Raw genomic sequence first — 25,537 nt, 5'->3', positions numbered from 1 at the left:
GCCGGGCCGTTCGAACAGCCGTGACGCCTCAACCATCCCTGGCATCACTGGCACCCCATGAACATCATCTGTCACACACGCCCGCGCCAACCTGCGTACAGCAGGCCGTCAATGGCGCATGGCAGGAAGGTGACACCGGCGGTGGGCAGGGGTTGCGGGACCGGTAGAAAGGGTTCCCTTTACAACGTTCTGAACTGCGTCTTTACCGCGCGCCCGCGGGCCGTTCGCGATCGATATGTCCGCGCACCCCGCCCGGCCACGCGTTTTCCGCAGAATCGGAGCTTCCGAAGCCCTCACCTAAGGTTGCTGCACCGCTACGCTGACGCCCTGAGTCGATCGTCGAACACCTTCAGCGGGGTGTTCCTCGACGGCGTTTTTGTCACGGGCGGGTGCGTCGCAGTCTGACCACCCAGGGGAGCTCGGGGGGTACCAGGTGGGAGAACGGCTAGTTCTTGACGCGGTGGCCGAGGGGGTCTATCGGACGATGCTCATGCATCCCGAGTTGGACATCCCCGACGTGGCCGACCTGTTGGAGCAGTCGGTGGAAGCCATACGCGGTTCGCTGGACCAGCTCGCCGACCTCGCGCTGGTCCGCCCGGCAGGACCGACCGGGCGCTGGCGTGCCGTCAATCCGGAGCTGGGGCTCGCCGCCATGCTCGCACGGCAGGAAGCGGAGGCACAGCGCAGGCAGAACGAGATGGACCGCAGTCGCAACGCGATGGCCAGTCTGATCACCGAGTTCGCGACGACGCGGCCGGCCAGCAGCTCCTCCGGTGTCGAGATCCTCTGCGACCTGAGTGAAGTGCGGGTCCGGCTGGAGGAGTTGGCGGCGGACGCGGCGGGGGAGGTGCTCTCCTTCGCTCCCGGCGGACCGCAGCCGGCCCATGTCATGGAGGCCAGCCGCGACCTGGACCAGGAGACGCTGGACCGCGGCGTACGGATGCGGACCGTCTACCTCGACAGCGTGCGCAACGACCCGGCGACGGTGCAGTACGCGCGCTGGCTCAGCGAACTGGGCGGCAGCGTCCGCACCACGCCGACCCTGCCACTGCGCATGATCATCGTCGACGGCCGGACGGCCGTCGTCCCCGTCGATCCCGAGGACCCGCGCAAGGGCGCGGTGCTGCTGCACAGCCCCGGTGTCATCGCGGCGCTGCGGGCCCTGTTCGAGCAGGTGTGGGACCAGGCGCGGGCGCTCGGCGAGACACCGACCCGTGATCCCGCCGGACTCACCGTCCAGGAACGGCAGTTGCTGCGGCTGCTCGCGTGCGGTCTCACCGACGAACGTGCCGCGCAGCGGCTGGGCGTCTCGCTGCGCACGATCCGTCGCATGATGGCGGACCTCATGACCCGTGTGGATGCCCGCAGCCGCTTCCAGGCCGGGGTGCAGATCGCGGCGATGGGCTGGCTCGGCGCCCGCACGCCCGCCCCGCTCGGGGTCGACATCAACGCGGTGCCCGTCGAGTGACCGCGGCGGGGTGACCGCGGCGGGGTGGACGTGAGAGCGGGGTGACCGCGGCCGGCGCCGCTCACTGTCCGGGTTCCGGCCCCGCCGGTTCGTTGATGATGCGCTCGGCGAGTTCGGCCAGCCGCAGCTGATGGCTGCGCGCGTGCCCGCGCAGGAGGGCGAAGGCGTCGTCGGGGCTGCAGTGGTGGCGTTCGGCGAGGATGCCCTTCGCCTGCTCGATCACGATGCGGCTGTCGAGCGCGTTGTGCAGCTGGCCGATCCGCGCCTGCTGTTCGGCCAGGGCGCTGCGGTGCCGGAGCGTGATGGCGGCCGCTTCGGCGAGCGACTGGCCGAGGTCCAGGACGGCGGGCGTCAGCGTGCCGGCCCGCCGGTGGAACAGTGCCACGGCGCCCTGGGTGCGGTCCGCGCGGCGCAGCGGGATCACCGCGAGTGTGGTGAACCCGCAGGCCAGCGCCTGCCCGGTGAAGTGCGGCCAGCGGATGCGGTGCACGGGCCGGCTCAGCGGTGTCTCGGCCAGCCGTGTCCCGGACCGCAGGACGTCGTGGCCGGGCCCCTGGCCCTTGTCGAGCTGGATCCGTGCCAGCCGGCCCACCGCCTCGGCGCCGGCCGGGTCGGCGGCGGACGCCGCGGTGTGCAGGGAGTGGTCACCGGCCGGGCCCTGGCCCTGCGCGAGGACGGTGGCGGCGTCGAGGTCCAACAGGTCCACGGTGTGGTCGGCCAGTCGCTGCAGGAGCCCGACGCAGTCCTGACGGTCGTCGAGGTCCTGGGAGAGAGCGAGGAAGGCATCGGCCAGCCGGACCTCCCGCAGCGTGGAGGACATGATGCGTGCCGCCTTCCTCGCGGTGCTCAGGGCCCCGGATCCGCACGCCCCCGGCCAGCGTCCCAGCTCGGAGGCCCGCACGCCACGGCATTCACCGGGCGGCTGCCCGCGGCCCGGCACGGCATGCGGACGGCCGCCGCCGTACCCGGAGGTACGACGGCGGCCGGAAAGTGCCGTTCGGTCAGTGGTGCAGCCAGCTCTGCAGTGCCAGAGCCGGGACGAAGCGGGCCGCGTCGAGGGTGCCGACGCCGGTTGCCATGTCGTAGCCCTTCACCGCGGTGTAGCCGGTGACACCGTCATACGTGTTGTTCGTACCGTCCGCGACGTCCACGACGCCGGTGAACGGGCTGTGCGGGGCCTGCTTCGACAGCGTGTACAGCGCGCTGTGGATGTCGCCCACCCGGTGGCCGGCGAGCTGGTCGGCCAGCGCCACGATGCCCGCGAAGAGCGGACTCGCCTCGCTCGTACCGCCGTTGACTCCCCAGCCGACCGACGTCGGGTCGTAGCTGGAGTACACCCAGGCGCCCCCGTCGACCGCCGCGGCCATCGAGATGTCCGGCGTGCCGCGGTGGTCGCCGACGATGCCCTTCACCCCGTTCTGGTACGCGGGGCGGCCGAAGACGTGGGACTGGCCGCCGCCGCTGGCGCCGTAGTCGTTGTAGACACTGTCCGGCGCGGTGCGGTTGCCCGCGTCGTTCAGGTGCAGCTGGGTGCCGCCGATCGAGGTGACCAGCGGGTCCGACGACGGCCAGGAGTTGACCTGGTAGGGGTAGTCGGCGCTGCCGTCCTCGATGTAGTCCGTGGCACCGCTGTCACCGGAGGACCCCAGCACGGTCACCCCGTGCCTGGCCGCGGCCTTGAACGCGTACCGCAGCTTCTCGATGCTCGAGAAGTTGCCCTGCTCGAAGCCGGGGAAGGTGTTCTCGGTCGCCCCGAAGCTCTGCGAGATGACATCGCCGATGCCGCGGTCGATCAGTGACTTCTCGGCGTCCATCATCTCCGGCAGGCCGACGACGCCCTCGGTCTCGGCGACCGCCGTCTCCACGAGGATGATCTTCGCGTCCGGCGCCACGGCGTGCGCCATCTCCACGTCCAGCGTGGACTCGCCCGCCCAGCCGGTCATGTCCGGGTTGGTGGCGTCCCACGGCGGGACGTTGCCCCACTTGACCACCTGCACCGGAGCGCTCTTGATGCCGAACTGGTGGCTGTACACGTCCAGGTCGTGCTGGATCGTCGGCGAACCGAAGGAGTCCACGATGACGATCGTGCGGCCCTTGCCGGTGATGCCGGCCCGGTACAGCGGGTTCAGGTCGTACGCCTGCCGGTACTGGGTCGGGGTGTAGCAGTTGATCCCCCACTTGGCCTGGCACTGCTCGATGCTGAGCGGGCCGTCGGCGGCGCGGACCAGCTGGTGCCCTTCAACGGCCGGCACCACCCTGGCCACCGGGGCCTTGGCGGCCGGCGCCGCGGTGGCGGCCCCTGACAGCGGGGCGGATATGAGCGCTGCGGCCGTGAGGGCGGTGGCCCCGGCCGCTGCGACCACGGCACGCTGCCGCGGACGAACTCTGGGCATGGATCCTCCTTGTGTGGAGTCGGGCCGCGCTGGGCGGCTGCCGTGATCACATCCGTACATCATGAGCAGGACAAGCGTGTTGGCGGATTACTGCCGACGGCTTTACCTGGGAGCCGATAACTTTGCGGAGCCATTACCCGGGCGGCCTCCGCTGCCCCTGGCGTCTCAGCGCTCCCCGTCGTCCGCCACCGGATCGAAGCGCACGGGCGCCTCGAAGTTGGCCCGCCGGGCGGTGCGCCGGAACGTGGTGAGGACGGCGGGTCCCGCGACCAGGATGCAGAGGAAGTTGGTGACGGCCCGGCCGGTGTCCCAGCCCAGCGACGTGGCGAGGTCGAAGGCCAGGTAGCGGTGCCACTGCTCGGTGAACGGCAGTCCCGGCAGATAGGCGATCGAGCTGTTGGGGTCGACCGAGAAGGGCCAGAACGACAGGTTCAGCAGGAAGCCGAAGAGATAGCCCGACAGCGCCCCGTACCCGGCGAGCAGCAGGACCTCGACGCGCCGGCCGGCCTTCGGCAGCAGCCCGGCGAGCATGCCCACGAAGGCGCAGCCGAACATCTGGTACGGCATCCACGGCCCGACACCACCGGTGATCAGGGCCGACGCGAACAGCGAGGTGCAGCCGAGGGTGAAACCGAAACCGGGGCCGAAGACCCGCCCGGCCAGCACCAGGACGAAGAAGACGGTCTCGACGCCGGCCGTACCGGCGCCCAGCGGGCGCAGGGCGGCATTGACGGCCGACAGGACCCCGAGCATCGCCAGCGCCTTGGAGTTGATGCCGCCGTCGGCGATCTCGGAGAGCACCACGGCCAGCACCAGCACCAGCAGCACACCGAAGATCAGCGGCGGGGCGTAGGAGGAGCCGAACTTCCCCGGCGCGACGACGAACGGCCACAGGAACGCGACCAGGCCGACGAAGGCGGCCAGCGTGACGACCACGACGGCCCGCGCGGGCATCCGGACCGCGACCCGGCGGCGGCCCGCCCGCGGGCCCGCGGTCAGCGGGCCGGCCGTCACGAGGTCACCGCGGGACCGGCGAGGGCCGCGTCGACCTGGCCCACGGTGAGGTACTCCAGCGGGGCGAGGATCTTCGCCGTCTGCGGCGCGAAGGCCGGGGACGCGACGATCACCTCGGTGGTCGGACCGTCCGCGACGATCTCGCCCTCCGCGAGCACCACGACCCGGTCGGCGGCGGCCGCCACGAACTCCACGTCGTGCGTGGAGATGACGACGCTGCGCCCCTCGGCCGCCAGCGCGTCCACGATTCCGGTCAGCGCCTTCTTGGCCTGGTAGTCGAGGCCCCGGGTGGGCTCGTCCAGGAGCACGATCCGGGGCGCGGCCGTCAGCTGGATCGCCAGCACGAGGGAGAGCTTCTGCCCCTCCGACAGGTCGCGGGGGTGCGTGTCGTCCGCGATGCCCGGCGCGAGCCGGTCCAGCAGCTCACGGGCGGACAGCACGGACGCGCCCGCCGACTCACGGTCGGCCTGGGCCAGTTCACCGGCCACCGACTCCAGATAGAGCAGATCCGTCGGCGTCTGCGGGACCAGCCCCACCAGCCGCCGTGCGGCCGCCGCGGACAGGTGCTTGGGGTCGCGTCCCCGCTTGCCGGACCCGGTGCGCCGGCCGGGCGGGGTGTCCCGGCCGGCCGGGGCCTCCGCGACGTCCACGGTGCCGACCTGCCGGGGACCCGAGCCCTGCAGCGCCCACAGCAGGGACGACTTGCCGGAGCCGTTGCGTCCCATCAGAGCGGTGACCTGGCCGCTCAGCAGGTCCAGATCGACCTCGTGGACGGCCACCACGTCGCCGTACCGCACCACGACGCCGCGCGCGGTGAGCGCGGGACGTTCCCCCACCCCGCGGGCACGGACGATCTCGCCGGCGGGACCGTGATCCCGTCCAAGCGCTCGCGCAGCGGCCCGGCGGCCCGGCGGGCGTCGCGTACCGACAGCGGCAGCGGCCGCCAGTCGACCAGCCGGCCCAGCTCCACGACGGGCGGCGCCACGGTGGTGGTGCGGAACATCGCGGCGGGCAGCCCGTCGGAGACGGTGCCGTCGCCCGCCAGGTGCAGGACCCGGTCCGCGTACTGCACCACGCGCTCCAGCCGGTGTTCGGCCAGCACGACGGTGACGCCCAGATCGTGCACCAGCCGGGTGATCGCGGCCAGCACCTCCTCCGCCGCGGTGGGGTCGAGCGCGGACGTGGGCTCGTCCAGCACCAGGATGCGGGGGTGTGCGGTCAGCACCGATCCGATCGCGACACGCTGCTGCTGGCCGCCGGACAGCTCGTGCAGGGACCGGTGCCGCAGCTCGGCGAGCCCCAGCAGATCCAGGGTCTCCTCGACCCGCTTGCGCATCACGTTCGCCGGAACCGCCAACTGCTCCATCGCGTAGGCGAGTTCCTCCTCGACGGTGTCGGTGACGAACCCGGCCAGCGGATCCTGCCCGACGACGCCGACGACGTCCGCCAGTTCACGCGGCGGAAAGTGCGCGGTGTCCCGGCCGCCGACGGTCACCCGGCCGGCCAGGGTGCCGCCGGTGAAGTGCGGCACGAGACCGTTGACGGTGCCGAGCAGCGTGGACTTGCCCGCGCCCGTCCGCCCGACGACGAGGCAGAGTTCACCCTCCTCGATCCGCAGGTCCACCTCCCGCAGGACAGGGGCGGGCGCGCCGTCGTACGTGACGCTGACCTGGTCGAAGCGGATCACAGGGTCACCTCGGTAGGAGTGGCACGGCCGGTCCGCCGGGACGGCTCCGTGGCGGCGGCGGTCGTCCGGGGGCCGGCCGGGGCGCGGCCGGGCGGTGGCGCCGCGACCCCGGCGACGCCGGCGATCAGGACCGCGACCGCGGGGACGGCCGGCAGCGTAGGCCAGCTCAACGGGTAGAGGGACGGGTTGAGTTCGGCCGCGCTGTAGCCGGCGGTGGTGAACAGCAGGACGGCGGAGGCCAGACCGCAGCCCGCGACGATCCATTCCGCGAGCCGCCAGGGGTCGGGCCGGTAGCTCGTCCGCCGCACCCGCCGGCCGCCCAGTGCCAGGCCCGCGCAGCACAGCAGGGAGCCGACGAGCAGGGCGGGCAGCCCCAGCGCCTTCGGCGCGGTCCCGTCGAGCAGCCCGTAGACGCCCGCGCACAGCCCGCACATGCCCAGCAGCATCAGCGCCCCGGTGGCCCGGCGCGAAGCGCGGGTCGCCGTGCCGGCGCGGCCGTAGCCCCGGGAGTCCATGGCCGCCGCCAGGTGCAGCGAACGTTCCAGGGCGTCCTCCAGCACCGGAATGGCGATACCGCGCAGCGCCCGGAACCCCTTGGCCCGGCCGGCCCGCAGCCGCCGGGCCCGGCTCACCCGCTGGACGCTGTCGACGAGTTGGGGGGCGACGCTGATCGACACGGTCACCGCCACCCCGAGCTCGTACAGTGCGCCCGGCAGCACCCGCAGCGCCCGTTTCGGGTTGGCCAGGGTGTTCGCGGCCCCGATGCAGCACAGCAGACACGCGAGCCGCAGGCCGTCCGTGGCCGCGGACAGCGTGGCCTCCAGCGAGACCGGGCCGCCGATCTGGATTCCGGCATACCAGGCGGGGGTCGGGATGTGGGGGAGCGAGAACAGCAGGTGGTCGGCGGGGGTGATGCCGCTCGCGAAGACACAGCGGAACACCACCCGGATCGCGACCACCGTCAGCGCCAGCCACAGGTAGTACTGGAAGCCCCGTGCCCAGGGCGCTTCGGTGCGCCGGGCGGTGACCACGAAACCCAGCACCGCCAGCACCAGCAGGAGCAGCAGCGGATTGGTGGTCCTGCTGACCGCGGTGGCCAGTCCGATCGCCCAGATCCACCACGCCACCGGGTGCAGCATGCGCGGCAGCCGCCGGCCGGCCCCGCCCGGCGCGCGGCGCGGGGCGGAGCCGGAGGACGGTTCCACGGAGGACGGTTCCACGGAGGACGGTTCCACGGAGGACGGTTCCACGGAGAGCGGGACCCCGCTCATCGCGCTCGTCGGCGACGCCGGGCGACGATCACCGTCGTCCCGCCGAGCAGCACCACGAGTGCCCCCGTGATGACGCCCGGCACCACCGAACCGGTCGAGTGCCCGGCCGCCGCCGTCGGTTCGGCGTCTACCATCCGCGGGGCCCTGCCCGACGGGGTCGCACCGGGGGAGGGCGGACCGGTGGGAGCGGCGGTCCCGGCGGACGTGGCCGGGTCCGTCGGCGTGCCGGCGGCCGGGGATCCGGGCGCGCCGCTCGCGGGGGCGCCGCTCGGCGCGCCGCCGGGGGCGGTCGTCGTACCGCCGCCACCGCCGTTGGACGGCCGGCCTGCCGGCTGGGTGGCCGGCGGCGCCTGGCCGCCGGACGGTGCCGGCGGCTTGGTCGCGGTGCCGGCCGGGGAAGTGTTGTGGGCCCGGACGGAGTCCGGCGAGAACGTCGGACGGCCCTGGGTGCCGCCGATGTCCGTGCCACCGAAGATCCACAGATCCACGCTGCCGGCCACCGGGTGGTAGCTCATCGCGCCGAGCTGGCTGTACGACCAGGTGTTCCGGCCGGGGTCGGCGTGCCAGTAGGACCAGTAGGCGCTGGCCGGCGGGGTGAGCACGCAGGAGTCCTGCGACGGCGTCGGGTAGCGGGTGCCGCCCTGGTAACCGCTGTACCCGATCCGGCAGATGAACGCGGGACCGTCGTGTCCGGTGCCGGTCGTCTGCCAGCCGCCCTGGTTCAGCAGGGTGTAACCGGTGGTGGGCGTCGTTCCGCAGGAGCGCAGCAGCGGCCCGCCCCAGTGGCTGAAGTCGACGGCGAGGATCACGCCGGAGGACGTGGTGCACTGCCCGATCGGCAGCGCGGTCGCCGCCGCCGGGGCCGCGGACACCCCGACCCCGGCGAGCGCGACGGCGAGGGTCAGGCCCACGGCGCCCAGCAGACGGCCGAGGCGGCCCGGTCGGTCCGTCCGGTGGAACCGGATGACGTGGCGCATCAGCGGTGACTCCCCTCGGCCGCGGACCGGCGGCGGCGGGCCACGACGACGGCTCCGCTCCCGGCCAGCAGCAGCATCAGTGTCAGCAGCGTGAGCCGCTGTGCGTCGAGCCCGGTCGAGGCCAGCCCGCCCTGTCCCGGCGACCGGTCACCCGAACCGCCCGCGTCGGAACCGCCGTTGCCCCCGGCGGTACCGGTGGCCGGAGCGCTGGTGGACGGGGTGGGGCTCGTGGTGGGGACCTTGCTCAGATCCCGCAGCAGGCTGCCGAAGGAGATACCGGTGGCGCCGCCGACCGCCTGCGTCGAGGCCCGCAGATCCGAGCCCTTCTGGCCCTCCGCGGCGACGTCGAAGCCGCCGTCCTTGTTCTGCCGCTTCGAAAGGAAGGTGAGCGCGTCGGCGGCCGGAGTCGTGGAGGAGCCCTTGCCCAGCCGCAGCGCCTGGATCGCCAGGGCCGCCGAGTTGGTGGAGTCGCCGGCCGCTCCGGGGAACCCGCCGTCCGCCTTCTGCTGGGTGGCGATCCAGGAGATGCCCTTGGCGACCGCGTCCGCGGCGGCGTCACCGGGGACCATCGACAGGGCCATGACCGCCATCGCGGTGCTGTCCACATCGGAGTCGCCGGTGGCCGGGATCAGGCTCGGCCAGGCGCCCTTGGCGTTCTGCAGGCTCTCCAGGTACGTGATCGGCGTGGCCGCGTTCACCTTGTCGCCGGCCCGCAGCTGCGCGATGATCCCGAGCGACTGCGAGAAGACCGACGTGGCGTAGGTGTAGTTGCCCGCTGCCGCGCAGCTGCGGTCCGTGCCGCCGGAGGCCTTCGCGCAGACGGCCTTGTCCAGCGCGGCGATCAGGTCGTGGCCGCCGAACGTCCGCGGGTCACGGCCGGTCACCTCGGCCAGCAGGGCCTCCTTGCCGAGGGAGCCGCCGCCGGCGTACTCCGTCCCGATACCGGTCCAGTCGTTGACGGTCCGGCCCGAGCCGTCCTTGCCCTGCCGGTCGATGAAGTCCACGACCTTGAGGAGCGCGGCGTCGTTGCCGCCGGCCGCCGCCAGCGCGTAGGCGCCGTCGATGGTGAGTCCGAAGTCGGCGAATCCGGAACCGGCGAACGCCTCGTAGTAGTGGCCGTCGATCAGCCGCGCCGGTGCGACCAGGTACGCCACGCCCTTGACCAGGTCGGGGGAGGTGCCCGGCGGAGCCGTGGTCGGCGTGGTCGGCGGGGTGGTGCCCGCCGGGTCGTGGTGCAGGGTGCCGAGGTTCGCGCCGGACAGGGCGATGACGGCCTGCGTCGTCGCGAACAGATCCGCCTCGGTGGCGGTCGCGTCGGTGCTGAAGCCGCCGTCGGCGGTGTGCCGGCCGGAGATCCAGTTCCGCGCCGCGGCGGCCCGGTCCTTCGGGCCGAGGACGGTCAGCGCCTGCGTGTCGAACGCGGTGCTGATGGTCTCGGCGCCGGGAGCGCCCTCGTACGGGATCCAGCCGCCGTCGGCCTGCTGTGCGCCGAGCAGGTACGCACCCGCCTTGGTGACCGCCGGCGCGTCCGCGCCCGACGCCCTGGCGAGTGCCACGATCACGCTGCCGGTGGTGCCGGGCTCCGCGTCGCAGCGCTCGCCGGGGAGGATCATGGAGCCGGCGAAGCCGCCGTTGGTGCACTGCATCTGCTCCACCCGGGCCACGGAGACGGCCGGGGGTGTGACCCCGCCGCGCGCCAGCGCCAGGACGGCGAGGGCGTCGGTGGTCGGGGAGTACGCCCCGTAGAAGTCGCCCGCGGCCGAGCAGTTGCCGAGGCTCCCGGCGGCGGTGCAGACGTTGTCGGTCAGCGCGGTGAGGAGGTTGTGCCCGCCGAAGGCCTGCGGATCGGCGCCGGTGATCTCGGCGATGAGCGCGAGACCGGCTATCGCGCCGGGGCGCGGTGGGACCGCCGGGCCGTCGGCGTACGCGTACTCGCTGACGTGCGCGGACAGGAAGGCGACGATGCGGGTCAGTGCGGGATCCTGGCCGCCCGCCGCGGCCAGCGCGATCGCGGTGTCCACGGTCCGTGCGTAGTCGATCTCGCCGGCGGCCTCGTTCTGGACGTGGTCGCCGTCGGTGAGGTGCTCGACGAGCCACTGCGCTCCGGCGGCCGCACCCTCGGCGGCCGGCGGGTTCGAGCCCGACGGCGAGGTGGTGGGAGTGGTGGTGGGGGGCGTGGTGGTCGGGGTGCCGCCGCCGGGGTTCTTCGCGCGGACGGAGTCCGGGGTGAACGCGGGCTGTCCGCTGGTGCCGCCGACGTCGGTGGCGCCGAACACCCAGGCCTCGACCTCGCCGTCCTTCGGCACATCGCCGAGCGCGCCCAGCGGGCTGTACGTCCAGGTGTCCTGGCCCGGAGGGGCGATCCAGTACGACCAGTAGGCGGAGGGCAGCGGAGTCGTCCGGCAGCCCTCCTCCGCGGCCGTCGGGTACTGGTCCCCACCGTGGAAGCCGGCCGTGCCGATGCGGCAGATGAAGCCGGGTCCGTCGTGGACGGTGCCCGTGGTGCTGAACCCGGCGTTGTGCAGCAGGTTCATCCCGGTGGTGGGGTGGGCGTCGCAGCCGCGGACGACGGAGCCGCCCCAGTGGCCGAAGTCCACCGCGACGATGGCGCCGCTCGTCGCCGTACAGTCGCCGACCGGATCGGCACTGGCCGGCGAACCGGACGACACGAGCGTGACGCCGGCGGTGGCCAGTACCAGGAAGGCGGACACGATCAGGGACACGAGGCCCCGTCGTCCGCGTCCGCGCGGATCCGCGTGGGTGTTCATCGGTGGCTCCCCTGTCGGCCGACGGGAAGCCTGAGCACGGAGGCCGGGCACTCCCCGGGCGACCAGGGGGCACCGCGATATCCGCGCCGTAGACCTCGACGGCGCTCGTGATGATGCGGCTTCAGTGCAGGTAGTCCGACTCATCCGCCTTTCGGCGGATCTACGGTTGCGGGTCAGTGCCGGAATTCGACCGGGCTTCCCCTGGCTTCTGAAGCGTCTGAAGTTGTAAAGCGGTTTATCAGACCATGATGGCGCACGGCCGGTCAACGCCCGCTCGTGTCCGGTGAATCACGTACGGCGACAGGCCGCCGGCGCGTTTCCGGTGCGCTACCGTCACGGTGATACCGCGTGGGGGAACCTGGTGCGACTCCAGGGCTGACGCGCAACGGTGTGGGCGGTGATCACCGCTCCGAGCCCGAGTACCCGCCGGTGTCGCAGAACAGCGGAAGCCTGTCCACGCGATCGGGCGGCGGCCGCCCCGGCGGCGGTGGGTGCAGACACCTCGGTGCGGGGCGCGTTCGGCGCTCTCCACCCAAGGAGTCCACACATGTCCGGCCCTCTCTCGTCCGGCACCTTCTCGTCCCGCACCTTCTCGTCCGGCCCGCTCTCCCGCTTCGGCAGACGGTCACGCCGTACCGTCGCCCTCGGCCTGCCGCTGGCGGTCGGGGCGCTCCTGCTCGCCTCGACGCCCTCCGAGGCGACCTCCACCCCGGCGCAGATCACCACCTCGAAGACCAACGGGGTCAACTACCTCAAGTCGCTGCAGGCCGCCGACGGCAGCTACGTCACGCCGGGCGGTCTCTCCAACGAGTGGGCGTTCAGCGCGCTGGCCGCCGCCGGCACCGCCGCGGTCGACGTCACGCCCGGCGGCGACCTCACCAAGAACGCGCGCACCGTCTACCGCAACCAGCTCTCGGCCCCGTCCTGGCCCAGCGCCTCACCGGTCGCCACCGACTACCAGCGCGCCGCCCTCAACGCCAACGCGGCGGGCATCGACCCGGCCCGGGTCGCGGTCGGACGCAACCTGATAGCCGACGTCGTCTCCTACTGGCAGACCGCCTCACCCGGCTCCTACGGTCCGCCCGCCAACTTCAACGGCACGGTGTTCGGGCTGCTCGCCCTCGGCGGCGCCAGGACGCAGGCCGGCGTCCAGCGTGTGCCGCAGAGCCTGCTCAACGCGTCGATCACCGTGGTGCGCGCCAACGAACACAACGACGGTGGCTGGAACTTCAGCCAGGCCGCAGGCAACCCGACCCAGCTCGCGGCGGCCAGCGACATCGACATGACCGGCGCCGTGATCGCGTCGCTGTGCGTCAGCGGCGTCGCGAACACCGACGCGGCCGTCGTGGCGGGCAAGAACTTCCTCAAGAGCAAGCTGGTCAACGCCACCGGCGCGTTCAACGCCATGTTCGGCGCCAACACCGACTCCAACGGCTGGGCCGTCTCGGGCCTCAACGCCTGCGGATTCAACGCCCAGGGCTCCGACTTCACCACGGCGGCGGGCAAGACGCCCATCGACTTCCTCCTCGCCAACCAGTTCAACCCCGGCGGCGGCTTCAAGTACCAGCCGGCCGACACCTCCCCGACCGCCTACTCCTCCATCGACGCCCTGCGTGCCGTCGGCGGGGCCGGCTTCACGGCCGTGCCGCCGACCCCGGTCACGGTGGGCGCCCCGAAGTGGGTCGGCACCACGACCTTCACCAGCGGAACGGCCAGCAAGCTCGCGCTGATCGTCGACACCGGCGCCGGCGCGCTCAAGGTCTGCTCGGTGACCATCACGCCCACCGGGACCACCTCGACCCTCGGCGCGGTCCTCGACGCCGCGCTCGCGTCCTCCACCCCCGGCGGCTGCGTGACCAGCAGGACGCCGACCTCCGGCACCGGGACCGTCACCGAGGTCAACGGTGTGACGAACGCCAGCGCCAACACCTGGAAGGTCAGCATCGACGGCGCAGCGGCGGCCACCGCGACCCGGGCCACCGTCGTGAACGTCGGTGACACGATCTCGCTGCGCTACGGCAGCTGATCAGGCCCTGACGACTCAAGGACGACTCAACCCCTGACGACCGCGACCCGCGGTGCGTGCGCGCCGGTCACCCCGCCAACGGCCGCCCGCACCGCAGGTTCCACCGTCCGGCGCGGCCGACGAGCTCGGTGACCGTCAGCGGCAGGACGTCCAGGCGCCAGAACGCCTGCGGCGGCAGGCCGAGGGCGTGCACGACCGCGGCCCGCACGACCGCGGGCTCCACGACCGCGAGCACCCGCCCGCCGTCCGGCGCCCCGCCGTCCAGCCAGCCGCCGACCCGCTCGCAGAGCTCCGCCAGCGATTCGCCGTCGTGCGGGGCCGCGGCGGGGTCCGACAGCCAGTCGGCCACCGCCGCCGGCTCCGCGGCCGAGACCTCGTCCAGCCGGAGCCCCCGCCAGCGGCCCATGTCCCAGTCCCGCAAGGGCGGCTGCTCCCCCGCGGTGACGCCGAGGAGCTCCGCGGTCCGCCGGCAGCGTTCCGACGCGGCGGTCAAGTACGCGGTCGCGCCCGGCAGTTCGGCCGCGCCCGCGCGCGCCCGGCGTGCTCCGGCGTCGGTCAGCGGGCTGGTTCCGTCGTCGAACCGCGCCTCCCCGAAGGCCTCGCTCTCCGCCGACGAGACCAAGAACACACGCACCGTCATCCCCGCTACCCCTCCCTTGTCACACCGGCCCCGCAGTGGAACACATCGTCGCAGGTTGGCGCGTATCGCCTTCGTGCACGCCCTTGGCCGCGGGTGTCGCTTCACGGTACGGTTCAGCCCGACCCGACGACGGTGTGACGGAAGCACGGTGAAAATCCGGCACGGTCGCGCCACTGTGAAACCGGCTCACCCCGGTAAGTCAGACCCGGCACCTTCGTCAACAGCACCACCAAGTGGGACGCGTGTTCCCGAGGAGGCACTGCCATGGCCCAGTCCGCTGCACCCGCGGCCGCCAGTCCGGCTCTACCCATCACCCCGCTGCCGCTGAAGGCGATCCTGCCCTGGGCGGTCTTCTTCGGCATGCTCGCGCTCGTTCTGCTGTACTTCGTCGGTGCGGAGCAGGGCGCCACGTCCCTGGTCGCCGGATCGGACGTTCACGAGTGGGTCCACGACGGACGCCACCTGCTCGGCTTCCCCTGCCACTGATCGGAAGCCGCTCCAATGAACTCCACCACTGTGCGCTCCCTGCTGGTCCGGGGGATGCTCGCCGGGCTCGTCGCCGGTCTGCTCGCCCTCGTCGTCGCCTATCTCATGGGCGAACCGAGGGTCGACGCGGCGATCGCCTTCGAGGACTCCCACTCCCACGAACACGAGATGGAGATCGTCAGCCGCTCCCTGCAGTCCACCGCGGGACTGGCGACCGGCGTTCTGATCTTCGGCGTCTCGCTGGGCGGGATCGCGGCCCTCGCGTTCTGCTTCGCCCTGGGCCGCGTCGGCCGCTTCACCCCGCGGGCGACCGCCGCGCTCATCTCGGGCGCGGCGCTGCTCACCGTCTACGTGGTGCCGTTCCTGAAGTATCCGGCCAACCCGCCGTCGATCGGCGACCCGGAGACCATCGGTAAACGCACCACCCTGTACTTCCTCATGATCGCGCTGAGCGTGCTGCTCGCGGTGGCCGCCGTCATCCTCGGCAAGCGCCTGGCACCGCGACTGACCGCCTGGTACGCCAGTGTCGTGGCCGGTGTCGCGTATCTCGTCGCCATCGGGCTGGCCTACGCCTTCCTGCCCGCGATCAACGAAGTGCCCGCGGACTTCTCCGCCACGCTCCTGTGGCAGTTCCGCCTTGCGGCCGTGGCCATCCAACTCACCCTGTGGACCGCCTTCGCCCTGACGTTCGGCTACCTCGCCGAGCGCGTACTCACCCCCCGGCCCGCCAAGAGCGAGGCCGCGGAGGCGAACAGCGAGAGCAAGACGGCGGCACGGACGGCCGCCTCCGCCGGCTGACACCGACCGACGCCCACCCGACACGACCGACAGCCCGCCGGGGTCCGCCCCGGCGGGCTGTCGGTCGCGCCGCGCTGTGCCGGGACCCGGCACGGAGCCGAAGGAGTCCGCGTGACCGCCCCCTTTCCCACGCCGTACGCGGCACGGCCCTGCACCCTGGTGGTGTGCCGTGGGTGTTGCTGCGGCAATGCGAGCAAGCACCCGGGCACCGACCACCAGCGGCAGTTGGACCGGCTGAGCGCCGCGGCCGCGGACTCCGGCGGCCGGCTCGCGCTGCGCACCACCGACTGTCTGGGCCCGTGCGACCAGGCGAACATCGTGGTCGTCCAGCCGTCCGCCGAAGGACGCCGCAAGGGCGGCCGGGCCGTATGGATCGGCTTCGCCACCGACGACGGCTCCACCGACGACATCCTCGCCTGGGTGGCCTCGGGCGGCCCCGGCGAGACCGAACCGCCCGCCTCCCTCGCCCTCCAGATCGTGAGCCCGCGGCGCGCGACCCCGCTGCGCCGGCGGCGCTGACCTTGCGTCGCGAGCCGGGCGCGCCGCGGTGCGGCGGGCACTGGGCCGCCCGGACCACGGGGGCCGGAGCCGCCGCGCGGCGCTGATCCAGACTCCTGGCCTGCCCTTACGCTCACCCGCGTGGCGAGAATCGTGGATGCGGTCAAACGGTTGGTGATCGGCCCGGCGTTGCCGAGCGAGGGGTTGCAGGAGACGCTGCTGCCGAAGCGGCTGGCGCTGCCGATCTTCGCGTCGGACCCGTTGTCGTCCGTCGCGTACGCCACGCAGGAGATCCTGCTGGTGCTCACCCTCGGCGGGCTGGCGTATCTGCACCTGACGACGTGGGTGGGGATGGCGGTCGTCGGCCTCATGGCCGTCGTGGTGCTGTCCTACCGGCAGGTCGTGCACGCCTACCCGTCCGGTGGCGGGTCGTACGAGGTGGTCGCGACCAACCTGGGCCCGTCCGCCGGGCTCGTGGTGGCCGCGTCGCTGCTCGTCGACTATGTGATGACGGTCGCGGTGTCCGTCGCCTCCGGCGTCGACAACATCATCTCCGCGATCCCGTCCGTCAACGAGTACCGGACCGTGATGGCGGTCGCCTTCGTCGCGCTGCTGGCGGCGATCAACCTGCGGGGGACTCGGGAGTCGGGGCGGGCGTTCGCCGCTCCCACCTATCTGTTCATCGCGGGCGTGCTGATCATGTGCGCCACGGGGCTGTTCCGCTGGCTGGTGGGCGACGCCCCGGTGGCGGAGTCCGCCGCGTACGGCATCACCCCGGAGCCGGGCGACACCAATCTCGCGGGGTTCGCGCTGCTGATGCTGGGGCTGCGCGCGTTCTCCAGCGGCTGCACCGCCCTCACCGGTGTCGAGGCGATCTCGAACGGCGTGCCGGCGTTCCGCAAGCCCAAGTCCCGTAACGCGGCCTCCACGATGACCGCGATGGGAGTGATCGCGGTGGTGATGTTCTCCGGCATCACCGCCCTCGCGATGATCTCGGACGTCCACATCACCGACGACACCTGCCGGCTGACCGGCATCACGGGCGACTGCGCGACCACTCCGCAGCGCACCGTCATCGCCCAGCTGGCTTCCGCGATCTTCGGCGGTGACCACAGCTTCGGCTTCTTCTTCATCCAGGCCGTGACCGCGCTCGTTCTGGTCCTGGCCGCCAACACCGCGTTCAACGGCTTCCCGTTGCTGGCGTCGATCCTGGCGCAGCACCGCTACCTGCCCCGTCAGCTGCACACCCGCGGCGACCGGCTCGCGTTCTCCAACGGCATCGTCGCGCTGGCCGTCGTCGCCGGCGCTCTGCTGTGGGCGTTCCACGCGTCGGTCACCAACCTGATCCACCTGTACATCCTGGGCGTGTTCACTTCGTTCACGCTGTCGCAGACCGGGATGGTCCGGCACTGGAACCGTGCCCTGCGCACCGAGACCGATCCGGCCCAGCGCCGCCGGCACCGGACGGCACGGGTGATCAACGGCGTCGGGTCGTTCGTCACCGGTCTGGTGCTGGTGATCGTGCTGATCACCAAGTTCACCGAGGGCGCGTATCTGGCGGTGATCGCCGCGGTGGTCCTGTGGGTGAACATGCGCGCCATCCGGCGGCACTACGACAGAACCGCCGCCGAGCTCGCGGTCACCGAACCGGCGGAGGAACTGGCGCTGCCGGCCCGGGTGCACGCCATCGTACTGGTCTCCAAGATCCACAAACCGACGCTGCGGGCCCTGGCCTACGCCCGCGCCTGCCGCCCCGACACCCTCGAAGCCCTCACCGTCGACGTCGACCGCGACGAGACGAAGGCGCTGCAGACCGCGTGGGACACCTTCGACATGCAGGTGCCGCTCAAGACCCTGGCGTCGCCCTACCGGGAGATCACCCGGCCGGTCGTGGGATACGTACGGTCGCTGAACCGCGCCAGCCCGCGCGACATCGTCAGCGTGTTCATCCCCGAGTACGTCGTCGGGCACTGGTGGGAGAACGGGCTGCACAACCAGTCCGCGCTGTGGCTGAAGAGCCGGCTGCTCTTCACCCCCGGCGTCATGGTCATCAGCGTTCCCTGGCAGCTCAGTTCAACCGAGCTCAGGCCGCACCGCCCGACCCGCCGCGCCCCCGGCTCCGTCCGCCGCGGCGAACCCGACCCGGTTCTCCGGGCCGGTGTCGGCGCCGCCGCGGGCAAACCGGAGAGCGGACGGGAGGAGCCGCCGCGCCCCGGCGACCCGCGCTGAACGGCGGGTCCCGGGGAGTCCCTCAGCCCGGGGGTCGCCGCGGTCCGGGGAGCCGTCTCGGTCCAGGGGAGTCCCCTCAGTCCGGGGGCATGGACACACCCCGGTCCTGTAACGCCGCGCGGGCCGTCACCGGGCCGCCGGTGGCCGGGAATCCGTCGACCGCGCGGCCGTCGACCAGGCCGGCCCTGACCCGGCAGCGGACCCGTTCGACGGCGGGGGAGCCGATGAAGGCGTCCGAGACCTGCATGAGCCAGGCCGTCTCGGCCTCGACGCTCGCCCGGACCTTCGGCGGTACGTACCCCTCACAACCGCCCGGGGTGGATATGCGTCCCGAGCGGGCGGCCTCCAGAGCCGCGGCGATGGTCGCCGCCTCCACGATGGGCGCCAGCCGTTCCGAGGCCGCGTCGAGGCCAGAGCCCTCCGCCTCGGCGGTCCAGGCCGCGACCTCCGGATGGAAGTACGGGCGCAGCGCCAGATGCCCGTCCCGGATCTCGATGATGCGGCGGTACAGCGCGAACTGGGCGCCGAGCGGCAGGATGCGGCCGAGCCGCAGAGCGGGCCCGGCCAGTGCGATCTCCGGCAGCGCGGTGTGCATCGCGGTCCACAGCGGACCGATCCGCCGGTAGCCGTGCCAGGCCCGCAGCCAGCCGGCCGGGGTGGGCAGCGCCCGCCCGTTCGGCAGCCGGTCCCGTAACTCGGCGGCCGCGTCGTGCGCCGCGCTCCAGGGCGGGCCGATCCAGCGGTAGCCGTGCCAGGCCCGCAGCCGGACCAGTCCCCGCCGGACGCGGGCCGCCAGGGGCGGCCCCCACGCGGAGGACATCGTCCCGCCCAGCCCCAGTGCCAGACAGACCATGCCGGCCAGCGCCGAGACCGTGCTCTCGCAGCCGTCCTCACGGCCGGATCCCAGCGCGGAGAGCACATCGCCCAGACTCCACACCGTCCACAGCAGCCCCAGGGCCGCGCTCGCGGTGATCAGCCCGAGCCCGCCGCGCAGCAGCCGCGACCGGACGTACCGGGTGCAGCGATGGATCAGCACGACGAACACCGCCAGGCACCAGGCGGTGTGCAGGGTGAGCAGGGTGTTGTACGCCGCCAGGAACCCCTCGCGCCCGGTGGCCGCGACCAGGTCCCGGCCGTCGCGGGTCACCCCGGCACACAGATACGTGACCAGGCTGGCGACCATGACCACCGACGTGCCGGTGAGCTGCCGGCGGACCGCCGTGCGGCTGTGCGGCCCGGTCCCCGCCGAGCGCGCGACCAGCGCGAGGAACGCCATCGCCGCCAGATTGCAGCACTGCCCCGCGGGCGCGGTCCACAGCGCGAACGGCCCCGCCCGGCCCGCCAGCCGGGTCGTCGCCGGGGCGAGGACGGCGAGCGCGCTCCCCATGGACACCGCGCAGCCGAACAGATGGCGTACGGGAGTGCCGGCCGGAGCGCCCCGGGTGGTGAGGAGCTTCCAGCAGACGCCCGCCAGGACGATCACGCAGCCGGTCAAGGCGACCGCGTCGGTCACCTAACGGTCCCCGGACCGGGAAACGTCCGACCGGGAAGGGTGCGCAAGGGGCCGACGACCGCGGTGGTCCGGATCGGGGCGGCGCCGGCCAGTCCGACGATCGGCCCGAGCCGGGCGAACGCCTCGGCGATGTCGAGGCTGCCCTCCGCGGGGAACCAGGCGTCGCGTGAGCGCCTGACCTTGCGGGCCGGCCGGTGCAGGGCGAGCGAGGCGATGAGTTCGGCCTCCTGCTCCTGGGCGTCGGAGTAGACGCTGCGCCCCAGGACCCGCCGGACCAGTTCGCCCGACAGATGCGGCAGCAGCACCCGGGACGCGGAAGAGCCCAGGTGCGCGACGCCGGTGTGGCCGCAGACGAGGTGTCCCACCTCGTGCAGCAGTATGTGCTGTTGATGCAGGGCGCTGGTGCTGGTCGGATAGCCGATGTAGTCGGCCCGGTCGGTGGTCACCAGCATGCCGCAGGGTGTGCACGCGTGTGGAGGTAAGGGCACCAGCACCAGGGGCCGGCCCCGCTGTTCCGCCAGTGCGTCGGTGAAGCGGGTGGCGTCGAACGGCCGTGGCAGTGGCAGTGCCGCCACGGTTCGCCGACATCGCCGCCACAACAATTTGTTCTGCTGTTCCGCGTAGTCCCCCATAAGACCCTCCCCGGGCAAGGCACCGCACAACGATCAGCAACCGCTCATGAGCGATATGAGCGATGAGCGATGAGCGATCCTATGCCCAGGGGTGGACCAGTGGATATCAGTCGGCGCGGCGCAATCCCGCCTCTCTGCGGGCAATGACTTCGATCATGTCGCTGATGGTGCCGAGGCCCTCGGGCGACAGGTTGACCGCGCGCAACGCCACCTCGCGTACTCCTGCGTCCCGCAGCGCCCCGAGGAGCTGGAGCTCCTGCGCGATCTGAGCGCTCTGTTGGTCGTCGAAGAAATACATCGGCGGCACCTGGAAGAATTGAGCCAGTGCTTCAAGGTGACGTTTGGTCGGATTGTCCCTTCGGCCCGTGCGCAGTTGCCACAAATAAGTGGCTGAAAAGCTCTCCCCGGTGGCCTCGCGGCACGCCCGCGCCACTTCCTCGTGGGTGTACGGCGTGTGGTCCGGGCCGCGGACGACGTCGAACAGCCGGTCGATCTTGTCCGCGAGCGTCGGGGTGCCGGACATCGGATCAGGCACCGCATACCTCCCTTGGTCGAGTGCCCTGCGTATCGCCTGTGGTAAGCGCGGGTGGGGTCCGCTCTGCGTCTCACGCATCTTAGTTGGTGACCCGCCGGTTCTGACCGCCTTGGCTGTGGAGACCGGGTGCATGTTCGCCGGGTCTCACGGGCGTCCCCAACTGGCTTGAAACCAGCGATTGTTGGCCTGACATCCGATCTGTCGTCCTGTCAGATGTACGCCGTGTCCGACTGTTGACGGCCGGGGGGACGCGTGCCAGCCTGTCAGCGGAGATGAATGAGGGAGCAAAACTCATTCACATCAGTCTCTGTTCCTTTGCGCCACACAGACCCTCCCGGCTGCCGGGAGCGCCGGACGCGACCGCGTCCGACGATGCGTCACATCACCGAAAAGGAGCACAACATGAAGAAGATCGTTGTCCGCAAGGCCGGCACCGTCCGTCTGACCTCCGCCGCGACGTCCTGCTACTGCGGTGGCACGCCCGTCCTCGCCTGACCCATCACTTCCGAGCCGCGGCGAGCCGGTCGAGACCGGTCCGCCGCGGCTCGCGGAGCTCCAGCCGGTCCGGGCCACGGTGTCCGCGGCCCGGACCGGCACTTCTGCGGACCAGCGACAGTGAGGTAGTGATGGACGCCGCGGCAGTGGACCTCGACCGACCCCTGAGGCTGTACCCGCTGACCTTCCTCGAGGAAGGCGACGAGGTCACCGTGGGACGGGCCGACATCGATTCCTACGGCCTCTTCCCCGCCGACGGCGCCGCGCTGCTGCGCCGCCTGGAGACCGGGGAGACCCCGAACGACGCCGCCCGCTGGTACAACACCCAGTACGGCGAGACCGTCGACATGGTGGAATTCCTCGAAGTCCTCGAGGCCTTCGAACTGCTCGTGCCGGACGGCGAGGAGGTCGCCGAGGCGGGCGCGGTGCGCTGGCAGCGGCTCGGCCGGGCGCTCTTCTCTCCCGTGGCCTGGGTGCTGTACGGACTGCTGTTCATCGCCGGCATCGTCGCCATGTTCCGTGAACCGGCCGTGGTCCCGACCTACCACAACATCTTCTTCACCAGCTCGTCCCTGGTGGCGCTCGCCCTCGGCAACGTCCTCGGCCAGGCGCCGTGGATCCTGCTGCACGAGTCCTACCACGCACTGGCCGGACGCAGACTGGGCCTCAACTCCTCCCTCAGCATCGGCCGGCGCTTCTACTACGTCGTCTTCCTGACCAAGCTGGACGGACTCGTCGCCGTACCCCGGCGCAAGCGCTACCTGCCGATGCTCGCGGGCATGCTCGTCGACGTCCTGGTCGTCACCGGGCTGACGCTCGCCGCGGTGCCCCTGGCCGGCTCCGACGGCTTCGCCGGATTCCTGGGCCGCTTCCTGCTCGCGATGGCCTTCGGCACCCTGCTCCGGTTCGCCTGGCAGTTCTACTTCTTCCTGCGCACCGATCTGTACTACCTCGCCACCACGGTGCTGGGCTGCAACGATCTGCAGACCGTCGCCAAGGGCATGCTGCAGAACCGGCTCTACGGTTTGATCGGGCGGCGCGACAAGATCGTGGACGCGGAGACCTGGACCCCGCGCGACCGTGAGGTCGCCCGCTGGTACGTCTGGCTGATGGTCACCGGCTACGCGGTCCTCACCGGACTGCTCGTCACCGCCGTCGTCCCCGCCGCGATCCGGATCACCGAGATGGCCGTCAGGAAGCTCTTCTCCGACATCTCGCCGCTCAACGTCCTGGACGTGACGGTCTTCCTGATCCTCAACTTCGGCGAGCTGATCCTCGCGGGCATCCTCGCCGTCCGCGGCTACCGCCGCCGCACCCCCGCCACCGCCGGCTGAACCGCGGCCCGAACCAGGGGCGGCCCGACCGGACCGCGCCCGAACCAACCGCGGCCGGAACCCGGCCGCAGCCCACCGGAACGCCGTACGACGCGACGCAGAGGAGCAGTCCGCATGAACGAGGTTGTCCCCACTCACCACTGGGTTCGCGGCGGGCTGGTCCGGGACCGCGAGGCCGCCATGGGACGGCTCGGCCTGCCGGCCGGACCGGTCATGGTCGTGAACGCGCACCGCGGACTGCGCGGACCGTACACCGCGGCCGGGACCCTCGTACGCGCCATGGTGCCCGACGTCCTGCTCCGCGACCGGAAGCTGGTCGAGCGCTACGACATCGAACTGCTCTCCGCCGCGCCGGACCTCCGCTCCGTCGTCCCCAACTCCCGCGAGACGCTGACCTCCATGGCGCTCCCGGCCGAGCGCACCCGCTACTACGCCCGGCTGCGCACCACGCGCATCTCCAACGGCCTGGTGGAGTTCGTCCGCGACGGTCTGGCCGCCGACGGGCCGCGCGTCCTCGTCGTGGAGAACGCCGACCGGGCCGAGGCCACCGACCTGGAGTTCCTCACCGCACTGGTCCGCCGGATCGACCCCGCGCACCTGACCGTCGTCGTCCGCAGCGGCGGCACCGGACCCGCCGACGAGGCCCTGCTCGCCGTCCTCGCCGCCCGCGCCCAGGTCACCGAAGTCCACCCGTCCGCCGCGGCGGACGGGCCCGCCGACGCCTGGGCCTATGTCGCCTCGGACTGCACCACCGACGAGCCGGCGCCGCTCGCGGCCTACGAGGCGCTCGACCCCGCGGCGCGGGCGCTGCTGCACGACCGGCGCGCCGCCGAACTCGCCGAACGGGACGAGGAGTCGCTCCGGCTCGGCGCCATCGCCCACCACCTGGAGCACGGCTCCGACCCCGGCGGCGCGGGAGTGCCCGCGGTCTTCCACGCCATGGACCACAGCCTGTGCAACGGTTTCTACGAGGCGTGCGTCGACTACGGCCGGCGCGGACTGGCGCTCGTCGACCCCAGGACGGAACACGACCGCTGGTGGGCCTTCACCAAGGGCGTGACGCTCTCCCTCTCCATCCTCGGCCGCACCTACGAGGCCGAGAAGCTGGACGACCAGGCCCGGCTGAACTCCGTCAAGCCCGCCGTCCACATGGCCGCCGCCTACAACACGGCCATGCTCTACACCCGGCACAACGACCCCGAGGACCGCGACGAGTTCAAGGCCAAGGCCTGGCTGAACTCCGCCATCGCCACCGCGTCACTCATCGAGAACCGCGGCGACCGGGCCTTCCAGAGCGCCTTCTACAAGAACGGCCTGGCCCTGGTGGAGGTCAACCTCGGTGAGCCGACCGAGGCGCTGCGGCTGGTCGACGAGGCGATCAGCAGCCTCGACGAGCTGCTCGGCCCGGACGAGCACGTCCTGCACCGCTCGGTGCTCAAGAACAACAGGGCCCGGGTCTACCTCAGCCTCGGCCGCATCCAGGAGGCCCTCGCGGACTACGCGATCGTCATCCGGGAGGACCCCAACCACGCCGAGCACTACCTGGAACGCGGCAACATCCTGCGCCGGCTGGGCCGGCCCGAGGAGGCGTTCGAGGACTACGCGAGGGCCATGCGGCTCTCCCCGCCGTTCCCGGAGATCTACTACAACCGCGGCGACCTCCGGCTCAACGAGGGCGACACCGAGGGCGCACTCGCCGACTTCAGCTATGTCATCGAACTCGTCCCGGAATTCGTCGACGCGTACGTCAACCGGGCCGGTCTGCTGCTGGAGGCGGGCGAGCTGGACGCGGCCGAGCAGGACGCGAACACCGGCCTCGGCCACGAGCCCGACAACCCCTATCTGCACGCGGTCCTGGGCCAGGTGCACGCGGAGCGCGAGGAGTTCGAGGAGTCCCGGGCGGCCTTCGACCGTGCGCTCGCCGCCGACCCGGACATGATCACGGCACTGTCGGGACGCGCCGCCCTCGCCTACGACATGGGCGAACTGGACACCGCGGCCCTCGACCTCGGCCACGCCGTGGAACTGCAGCCGGACGACCCCGCGCTGCGCTACAACCGCGCCTTCGTCCACCAGGACACCGGCCACTGGGAAGAGGCCCTCGCCGACCTGGAGATCGCCGCCGGGCTGGCACCGGACGACTCCGACATCACGGAGGCGCTGGACACCTGCCGGCGCAAGGCGGCAGCCGCGCGATGAGCGCGGACGGAGCGGTGACGACGGACGGAGCGGTGACGGCGGACGAGGCGGTACGCGAGCGGCAGCGGCCGCTGCGGTCGGTGCTCGGCCGCTTCGCCACCGGCGTGGCGGTCGTCACCACCGTCCGCCGAGGGCGCCCGGCCGGACTGACGGTCAACTCCTTCACCTCCCTGTCACTCGACCCGCCGCTGGTCCTGTGGTGCCTCAACCGCGCGTCCAACCACCGGGCCGCCTTCACCGCCGCCCCGCACTTCGCCGTGCACCTGCTCGCCGCCGACCAGCGCGAACTGGCGGCCCGCTTCGCCGGCCCCGGCGACCGCTTCGAACGCCTCGCCACCCGGCCGGGACCCTACGGGGTACCGCTCCTCGACGGCACGATCGGCACCCTGATCTGCCGCCGCGACCGCATCGTCCCCGCCGGGGACCATCTCGTCCTCATCGGAGAGGTGCTCGACCACCACGCGGAACCCGGCGCGCCGCTGCTCTTCCTCGACGGCCGATTCCATCGCGGTCCCGACCCGGAAACGACCTGAACAGGTATCAACCGGCCGGACGCCGACTAGAGTCGGATCAC

General features: G+C 72.2%; 19 protein-coding genes, 1 pseudogene and 1 riboswitch. Of the genes and pseudogenes, 9 read left to right on the top strand and 11 right to left on the bottom strand.

Translation table 11 applies throughout. The annotated features are described in order from the left end of the window. The first annotated feature begins 490 nt into the window (after positions 1 to 490). A complete protein-coding gene (locus tag LNW73_RS02030; protein ID WP_239069621.1) occupies positions 491 to 1,468 on the top strand; it encodes a LuxR C-terminal-related transcriptional regulator in 978 nt (325 codons plus the stop codon). A 61-nt stretch (positions 1,469 to 1,529) separates the two neighbouring features. Here LNW73_RS02030 and LNW73_RS02025 read toward each other — a convergent pair whose 3' ends face one another. The 7 genes and pseudogenes from LNW73_RS02025 to LNW73_RS01995 all read right to left on the bottom strand — a co-directional run bounded on the left by LNW73_RS02025 (position 1,530) and on the right by LNW73_RS01995 (position 11,578). Next, positions 1,530 to 2,288: an ANTAR domain-containing protein gene (locus LNW73_RS02025; protein WP_250988604.1), complete on the bottom strand. Its 759-nt coding sequence runs from the start codon at positions 2,286 to 2,288 to the stop codon at positions 1,530 to 1,532. 181 nt (positions 2,289 to 2,469) lie between these two features. Further along, positions 2,470 to 3,861: a S53 family peptidase gene (locus tag LNW73_RS02020; RefSeq protein WP_250988603.1), complete on the bottom strand. Its 1,392-nt coding sequence runs from the start codon at positions 3,859 to 3,861 to the stop codon at positions 2,470 to 2,472. Positions 3,862 to 4,026: 165 nt separating this feature from the next. After that, positions 4,027 to 4,815 carry an ECF transporter S component gene (locus LNW73_RS02015; protein WP_250980429.1) on the bottom strand — a complete coding sequence of 263 codons (789 nt, stop codon included), beginning with the start codon at positions 4,813 to 4,815 and terminating at the stop codon, positions 4,027 to 4,029. Between the two features lie 56 nt (positions 4,816 to 4,871). Beyond that, positions 4,872 to 6,562: pseudogene (locus LNW73_RS02010) on the bottom strand (ABC transporter ATP-binding protein). Continuing rightward, positions 6,559 to 7,833 carry an energy-coupling factor transporter transmembrane component T gene (locus LNW73_RS02005; protein ID WP_374118024.1) on the bottom strand — a complete coding sequence of 425 codons (1,275 nt, stop codon included), beginning with the start codon at positions 7,831 to 7,833 and terminating at the stop codon, positions 6,559 to 6,561. The pseudogene LNW73_RS02010 and the gene LNW73_RS02005 overlap by 4 nt, the downstream one beginning before the upstream one ends. Further along, positions 7,830 to 8,810, bottom strand: a complete 981-nt coding sequence (locus LNW73_RS02000; RefSeq protein WP_250988602.1) for a hypothetical protein — start codon at positions 8,808 to 8,810, stop codon at positions 7,830 to 7,832. The genes LNW73_RS02005 and LNW73_RS02000 overlap by 4 nt, the downstream gene beginning before the upstream one ends. Further along, entirely contained in the window at positions 8,810 to 11,578 is a 2,769-nt protein-coding gene (locus LNW73_RS01995) for a prenyltransferase/squalene oxidase repeat-containing protein (protein WP_250988601.1), read from the bottom strand. Before LNW73_RS01995 ends, LNW73_RS02000 begins: the two co-directional genes overlap by 1 nt. A 303-nt stretch (positions 11,579 to 11,881) precedes the next feature. Next, a riboswitch (cobalamin riboswitch) is annotated at positions 11,882 to 12,023 on the top strand. 102 nt (positions 12,024 to 12,125) lie between these two features. Here LNW73_RS01995 and LNW73_RS01990 point away from each other — a divergent pair. Continuing rightward, the gene (locus tag LNW73_RS01990; protein WP_250988600.1) at positions 12,126 to 13,604 is read left to right on the top strand and encodes a hypothetical protein; all 1,479 of its coding nucleotides are present in this window, start codon (positions 12,126 to 12,128) and stop codon (positions 13,602 to 13,604) included. Between the two features lie 67 nt (positions 13,605 to 13,671). Here the strand turns inward: LNW73_RS01990 and LNW73_RS01985 are convergent, their stop codons facing one another. After that, a complete protein-coding gene (locus tag LNW73_RS01985; RefSeq protein ID WP_250988599.1) occupies positions 13,672 to 14,244 on the bottom strand; it encodes a histidine phosphatase family protein in 573 nt (190 codons plus the stop codon). A 264-nt stretch (positions 14,245 to 14,508) separates the two neighbouring features. Between LNW73_RS01985 and LNW73_RS01980 the strand changes: the two genes are divergently transcribed. The 4 genes from LNW73_RS01980 (at position 14,509) to LNW73_RS01965 (ending at position 18,255) form a co-directional block, all read left to right on the top strand. Continuing rightward, positions 14,509 to 14,730, top strand: a complete 222-nt coding sequence (locus tag LNW73_RS01980) for a CbtB domain-containing protein (RefSeq protein WP_138352543.1) — start codon at positions 14,509 to 14,511, stop codon at positions 14,728 to 14,730. 15 nt (positions 14,731 to 14,745) lie between these two features. Further along, positions 14,746 to 15,528: a CbtA family protein gene (locus tag LNW73_RS01975; protein WP_250979027.1), complete on the top strand. Its 783-nt coding sequence runs from the start codon at positions 14,746 to 14,748 to the stop codon at positions 15,526 to 15,528. A gap of 111 nt (positions 15,529 to 15,639) precedes the next feature. Continuing rightward, positions 15,640 to 16,047, top strand: coding sequence for a (2Fe-2S) ferredoxin domain-containing protein (locus tag LNW73_RS01970; protein ID WP_138352546.1), 408 nt, complete (start codon positions 15,640 to 15,642; stop codon positions 16,045 to 16,047). A gap of 120 nt (positions 16,048 to 16,167) precedes the next feature. Further along, entirely contained in the window at positions 16,168 to 18,255 is a 2,088-nt protein-coding gene (locus LNW73_RS01965; protein ID WP_250988598.1) for an APC family permease, read from the top strand. A gap of 76 nt (positions 18,256 to 18,331) precedes the next feature. Here LNW73_RS01965 and LNW73_RS01960 read toward each other — a convergent pair whose 3' ends face one another. The 3 genes from LNW73_RS01960 to LNW73_RS01950 all read right to left on the bottom strand — a co-directional run bounded on the left by LNW73_RS01960 (position 18,332) and on the right by LNW73_RS01950 (position 20,923). Further along, entirely contained in the window at positions 18,332 to 19,768 is a 1,437-nt protein-coding gene (locus LNW73_RS01960) for an MAB_1171c family putative transporter (protein ID WP_250988597.1), read from the bottom strand. Beyond that, entirely contained in the window at positions 19,765 to 20,343 is a 579-nt protein-coding gene (locus LNW73_RS01955; protein ID WP_250979030.1) for a ParH-like protein, read from the bottom strand. The genes LNW73_RS01960 and LNW73_RS01955 overlap by 4 nt, the downstream gene beginning before the upstream one ends. A 163-nt stretch (positions 20,344 to 20,506) precedes the next feature. Then, positions 20,507 to 20,923 carry a helix-turn-helix domain-containing protein gene (locus LNW73_RS01950; RefSeq protein ID WP_138352587.1) on the bottom strand — a complete coding sequence of 139 codons (417 nt, stop codon included), beginning with the start codon at positions 20,921 to 20,923 and terminating at the stop codon, positions 20,507 to 20,509. A gap of 638 nt (positions 20,924 to 21,561) precedes the next feature. Here LNW73_RS01950 and LNW73_RS01945 point away from each other — a divergent pair. The 3 genes from LNW73_RS01945 (at position 21,562) to LNW73_RS01935 (ending at position 25,496) form a co-directional block, all read left to right on the top strand. Next, a complete protein-coding gene (locus tag LNW73_RS01945) occupies positions 21,562 to 22,764 on the top strand; it encodes a hypothetical protein (RefSeq protein WP_250979031.1) in 1,203 nt (400 codons plus the stop codon). A 114-nt stretch (positions 22,765 to 22,878) separates the two neighbouring features. Continuing rightward, complete coding sequence (locus LNW73_RS01940; protein ID WP_250988596.1) at positions 22,879 to 24,963, top strand: tetratricopeptide repeat protein; 2,085 nt, start codon at positions 22,879 to 22,881, stop codon at positions 24,961 to 24,963. Next, on the top strand, positions 24,960 to 25,496 hold the full coding sequence (locus tag LNW73_RS01935; protein ID WP_250988595.1) for a flavin reductase family protein: 537 nt from the start codon (positions 24,960 to 24,962) through the stop codon (positions 25,494 to 25,496). Before LNW73_RS01940 ends, LNW73_RS01935 begins: the two co-directional genes overlap by 4 nt. The last annotated feature ends 41 nt before the right edge of the window (positions 25,497 to 25,537 follow it).

It is taken from the genome of Streptomyces sp. RKAG337, assembly GCF_023701715.1.
Classification (GTDB): Bacteria; Actinomycetota; Actinomycetes; order Streptomycetales; family Streptomycetaceae; genus Actinacidiphila.
This window is presented reverse-complemented; position numbering and strand designations above follow the sequence as displayed.

Bases quoted from the DNA above. Each gene is read 5' to 3' on its own strand.
- LNW73_RS02030 (WP_239069621.1), top strand. From the start codon at position 491: ATGCATCCCGAGTTGGACATCCCCGACGTGGCCGACCTGTTGGAGCAG.
- LNW73_RS02025 (WP_250988604.1), bottom strand. From the start codon at position 2,288: ATGTCCTCCACGCTGCGGGAGGTCCGGCTGGCCGATGCCTTCCTCGCT.
- LNW73_RS02020 (WP_250988603.1), bottom strand. From the start codon at position 3,861: ATGCCCAGAGTTCGTCCGCGGCAGCGTGCCGTGGTCGCAGCGGCCGGG.
- LNW73_RS02015 (WP_250980429.1), bottom strand. From the start codon at position 4,815: ATGCCCGCGCGGGCCGTCGTGGTCGTCACGCTGGCCGCCTTCGTCGGC.
- LNW73_RS02005 (WP_374118024.1), bottom strand. From the start codon at position 7,833: ATGAGCGGGGTCCCGCTCTCCGTGGAACCGTCCTCCGTGGAACCGTCC.
- LNW73_RS02000 (WP_250988602.1), bottom strand. From the start codon at position 8,810: ATGCGCCACGTCATCCGGTTCCACCGGACGGACCGACCGGGCCGCCTC.
- LNW73_RS01995 (WP_250988601.1), bottom strand. From the start codon at position 11,578: ATGAACACCCACGCGGATCCGCGCGGACGCGGACGACGGGGCCTCGTG.
- LNW73_RS01990 (WP_250988600.1), top strand. From the start codon at position 12,126: ATGTCCGGCCCTCTCTCGTCCGGCACCTTCTCGTCCCGCACCTTCTCG.
- LNW73_RS01985 (WP_250988599.1), bottom strand. From the start codon at position 14,244: ATGACGGTGCGTGTGTTCTTGGTCTCGTCGGCGGAGAGCGAGGCCTTC.
- LNW73_RS01980 (WP_138352543.1), top strand. From the start codon at position 14,509: ATGGCCCAGTCCGCTGCACCCGCGGCCGCCAGTCCGGCTCTACCCATC.
- LNW73_RS01975 (WP_250979027.1), top strand. From the start codon at position 14,746: ATGAACTCCACCACTGTGCGCTCCCTGCTGGTCCGGGGGATGCTCGCC.
- LNW73_RS01950 (WP_138352587.1), bottom strand. From the start codon at position 20,923: ATGTCCGGCACCCCGACGCTCGCGGACAAGATCGACCGGCTGTTCGAC.
- LNW73_RS01945 (WP_250979031.1), top strand. From the start codon at position 21,562: ATGGACGCCGCGGCAGTGGACCTCGACCGACCCCTGAGGCTGTACCCG.
- LNW73_RS01940 (WP_250988596.1), top strand. From the start codon at position 22,879: ATGAACGAGGTTGTCCCCACTCACCACTGGGTTCGCGGCGGGCTGGTC.
- LNW73_RS01935 (WP_250988595.1), top strand. From the start codon at position 24,960: ATGAGCGCGGACGGAGCGGTGACGACGGACGGAGCGGTGACGGCGGAC.